We start from the raw sequence: 3869 nt of genomic DNA, 5'->3' as shown, positions 1-3869 counted from the left end.
AACGGTCCAGGCGAAACGTCATCCTGTATTTCGTTTAGATCGCCACGGGTGAGGAGCGCCCGCCTACTGCTCGACCTTGATGTTGGCGGCGCGGATCACGTCACCCCAGAGTTTGGCCTCGGATTTGATGAACTCGCCCATCGCCATGGTGTCAAGATTGCTCGACTCGACGAAGATCGACTTCAGCTTGGCCTCCACCTCGGGCGTCTGCATGGCAGCGACGATCGCCTTGTTAAGTTTGGCTCGGATTTCCGAGGGCGTTTTGGGCGGTGCCATCAACGAGAAGAACGTGGTCGAGCTGAACCCTTTGACACCGCTCGCGTCGATGGTGGGCACGTCCGGAAGCTGCGGCAGGCGTTTAAGCGTTGCCACAGCGATAATCCTGACCCTGCCGCCACGGTGGAGCGGCAGGATGGTACCGAGGTCGGAGAACATCAAATCCACATGCCCGCCGGCCAGGTCATTCACCGCCGGCGCCGCGCCCCGGTAGGGGACGTGAACAAGCTGAATACCGGTCCGGCTCTTGAACAGCTCGGCGGTGAGATGCGTGGTCGAGCCGTTGCCCTGGGAGGCGTAGCTGAGCTTCCCCGCATTGGCCTTAACGTGGGCGATCAGCTCCATGACGGTCTTGGCGGGCGAGGCGCTCTTCACCGCCAGCACGTTGGGGCCGACCGCCATGATTGCCACCGGCTCAAGCGCGGCCGGATCGTAGTTGAGCTGTTTGAACAGAGCCGCATTTGCGGTGATGGTACCGGGAGGCGTGGCGAGAAGCGTGTAGCCATCGGGCTCTGCCCGCGCGACTGCTTCCCCCGCGATGTTATTGCTACCTCCAGTCCTGTTCTCCACCGTCACCGGCTGGCCCCAAAGCTTCTGCAGGTGATCGGCAACGATCCGCGCCGAAAGATCGACACCGCCGCCTGCGGGCGAGGCGCTGATAATCTTGATCGGCCGGTTCGGATAACTCGTGTCAGGCGTCTGGGCGACGACTTGCCCCCCAAGCAGAACGGCAGTCAGACCAATAAGTCCAAAGGCGACGCGAGCCCAATCCATGATGAACTCCTTAAGATGATGAACTCCTTAAGATCGCATCGAGTTTATTTCTCCTCGGAGCATCCGTCGAGGCAGATCAAATGCGACGAATGAGCCTGGAGAGCGCGCCCGAGCTACTCGGGTCGCCGCTACGGCCGGGAGGCGATGGATCGGCGTTTGCCTGTGCCCTTCGCGCGTCAAAAGGGGCGTGAATCTCTATTCTCACGCGCTTGTGTTGTACGGCAAAGGCGATCTAAGGAACCTCTGATCAACGACCGCGCGCGAAATTACCTTCAGAGCGATCGACGTTTGCAAAGTTACCCGTTTAACGGTGATGCGCAGGTTGGATTGGCCCCTGATTATGTCAGGCGGACGCAATCGATCTGCGGGCAAGGTACAGGTTGGCGAGCGCCAGCCGCGAGAACACCTGAGCAGCGTTCTTGGCGAGGCACGATAGCGCACTTTGCGATAGCCGAATTGACACTTCATGATGCGGAACACATGCTCGACCTTCGCGCGCACCTTGCCGAACCGGCGATTGCGGGCGCGCTGCCGGGCCGTCAGCCTGCCTCCGGGCGTCGTTTTCTCCTTCACCGCCCACAGCACCCCCGCCGGTTCGGCCGCGCGCTTCTTGGCGCCGCTAAATTAGCGTAGCCCTTATCGCCATACATCGCAGTGTCGTCATCACGGATCAGGCGGTCCATCACGGTCGCGTCGTGCACACTGCCGCTGGTCACACCCACCGTGTGCACAAGCCCGCTGCGGGCATCGACACCGATGTGCGCCTTCATGCCGAAATACCACTGGTTGCCCTTCTTCGACGAGCGCATCTCGGGGTCACGCTGGCCCCGCCGCGTTCTTGGTGGAGGGCGAGGCGGCGATCAGCGTCGCGTCCACGATCGTGCCGCCACGCAGCAATGCGCCACGCGCTTCCAGGTGATCCGCCACCGCTTCGAACACCGCCTTCGTCAGCCCATGTGCCTCGAGCAGGTGCCGGAAGTTCAAGATCGTCGTTTCGTCGGGGATCGGATCGCGGCCGAGTTCAAGATTGCAGAACGCACGCATCGATTGGATGTCGTAGAGCGCCTCCTCGGCACCCGGATCGGACAAGGTGTACCACTGCTGCAGGCAATAGATGCGCAACATCACGGCGATCGGAAACGGCCGCCGGCCGCCCTGCGGCCCAACCTTCGGATAGTGCGGCTCGATCAGCGACTCCAGAACCGACCACGGCACCACCGCTGCCATCTCGGCCAGAAACACGTCGCGCTTCGTCCGCTTCTTCTTCCCCGCAAAGTCCAGCGACGCAAAGCTCAGTTGTCCGTCCATCGGCGCCACCTCCGAATCAATGGCGCCAGTGTGCCATCTTCGGGCCGTTGATCAGAGGTTCCCTAGCCCTTCACCTCCATCAGGTTGAGCGGAGGACTTTCACCTCCAAGCTGCTGAGCATGCCGAGCACACAACGAAGCCGCTGGCGCGGCAGTTAAGGGGCGGTCGCAGTAGTCGCCTCCTGTCTGAGAGGATCGTGGGTTTTCCGCAGCCCAACCCTTCAGACAGGAGGTTTTCCGATGGCTGAGATCAACCCTCTTCGCCGCCGTATGATCGAGGACATGACGGTCCGCAATTTGTCGCCGGCGACGCAACAATCGTACCTCAGCGCCGTTTCGAAGTTCAGCCGGTATTTTGGTCGCTCGCCTGATCGTCTCGGCCTGGAGGATGTCCACGCCTTCCAGCTTCATCTGGTCGCAACGGGGGTCTCGTGGCCGGCGCTGAACCAGATCGTCTGCGCGCTGCGGTTCTTCTATGGCGTGACGCTCGGCCAGGCTACATTGCCGGAGCGCATTGCCTATGCGCGTGAGCCGAGCAAGCTGCCGGTTGTGTTGAGCGCGGATGAGGTCGTGCGCTTCCTGGAGGCAATCCCGAGCTCTCTGGAGCTGGCGGATATCTTCCGCCGCCATGGCGAAGCGTTCCGACAGGCCGCATGGCGGTCATCTCGGGGGCGTCGAGCGTCGCATCATGGGCGCCATCACGGCGTGTCGGACGGCGGCACTCGGCGGCCATGTCGAGCAATGCGATGATTGCGGTGCGACCCGCATCGCCTACAACTCTTGCCGCAACCGTCACTGTCCCAAATGCCAGGGCCTGGCGCGGGCCCAATGGCATCTCGTGCTCTCTGTCGGCAAAATCGAAGGTGAGAACAGATCGTGCTCGGTAGTAGAACAAGCGTGCGAGAAATGGACGGTTACCCTGAAAATGCGTTCTTGTATTTTTATACCCTGCTCGATCAAAGCAATTCGCTGTTATCTGACGAAAATTCCCTGCTAATTTGAATAGGGAATTTGCCTCTAAGCTGCTGCAACTGCTCGAATTTTCGCTGCAAATCTGCCTGGAAATGCCTGTTTTCGCGAAAAAATCCCTGTTTTTGGGCACGGAGCAGGGAATTTTAAGCCCAGACGGGTTCGACAACGACTGCTTCCCCAGCCACCCAGTGTGTTCTCGTTGACCTGATTTTCGGGAGTGTGAGAACTGTCGACATTCCGGCGGGTTAGCTCGGCAATCGGAGTCTCTGCCCGGCAATTGCCGTGGCGTTAGTCGACATTGCGGTGTATTCGCGGCCGCAGTCTCCGCGAGGCGTTTTTCGATTTCCGTTTTCGCCCGCCGCAGACCGGTTCGAGAATGACTGAGACCGGTTCGCCGAGGTGGCTTTCCCGTACCACCGCGATCTTTTCGAGCCGCCCCGCTGCAAATGATCACCGTGGTGGGCAACAGACGTACTCATGCCTCGGCGAGTTGTGCCATTGGAGTGGGGACCGGGACACAGTAGAACTGTTTGCCACGCG

The 3869-nt window shown here is 60.6% G+C and carries 1 protein-coding gene and 3 pseudogenes; 2 read left to right on the top strand and 2 right to left on the bottom strand.

What is annotated here, in order from left to right; all coding sequences use genetic code 11:
• Positions 1-63: 63 nt before the first annotated feature.
• Together AB7F49_RS38825 and AB7F49_RS38820 are read right to left on the bottom strand one after the other, a co-directional pair.
• Positions 64-1050, bottom strand: coding sequence for a Bug family tripartite tricarboxylate transporter substrate binding protein (locus AB7F49_RS38825; RefSeq protein ID WP_428533188.1), 987 nt, complete (start codon positions 1048-1050; stop codon positions 64-66).
• A 343-nt stretch (positions 1051-1393) separates the two neighbouring features.
• A pseudogene (locus AB7F49_RS38820) lies at positions 1394-2358 on the bottom strand (IS5 family transposase).
• Positions 2359-2597: 239 nt separating this feature from the next.
• On the opposite strand from AB7F49_RS38820, the pseudogene AB7F49_RS38815 reads away from it, so the two are divergent.
• Positions 2598-2954 (top strand): annotated as a pseudogene (locus AB7F49_RS38815) (site-specific integrase); the annotation flags it as partial.
• Positions 2946-3189: pseudogene (locus AB7F49_RS38810) on the top strand (transposase zinc-binding domain-containing protein); the annotation flags it as partial. The pseudogenes AB7F49_RS38815 and AB7F49_RS38810, both read left to right, overlap by 9 nt.
• Between the last annotated feature and the right edge of the window lie 680 nt (positions 3190-3869).

The organism is Pseudorhodoplanes sp. (assembly GCF_050250235.1).
Taxonomy (GTDB): domain Bacteria; phylum Pseudomonadota; class Alphaproteobacteria; order Rhizobiales; family Xanthobacteraceae; genus Pseudorhodoplanes.
The sequence above is the reverse complement of the archived record's forward strand: the minus strand, read 5'-3'. Positions and strand labels throughout refer to the sequence as shown.

Coding starts and splice junctions, on each gene's coding strand:
- AB7F49_RS38825 (WP_428533188.1), bottom strand. CDS start 1,050: ATGGATTGGGCTCGCGTCGCCTTTGGACTTATTGGTCTGACTGCCGTT.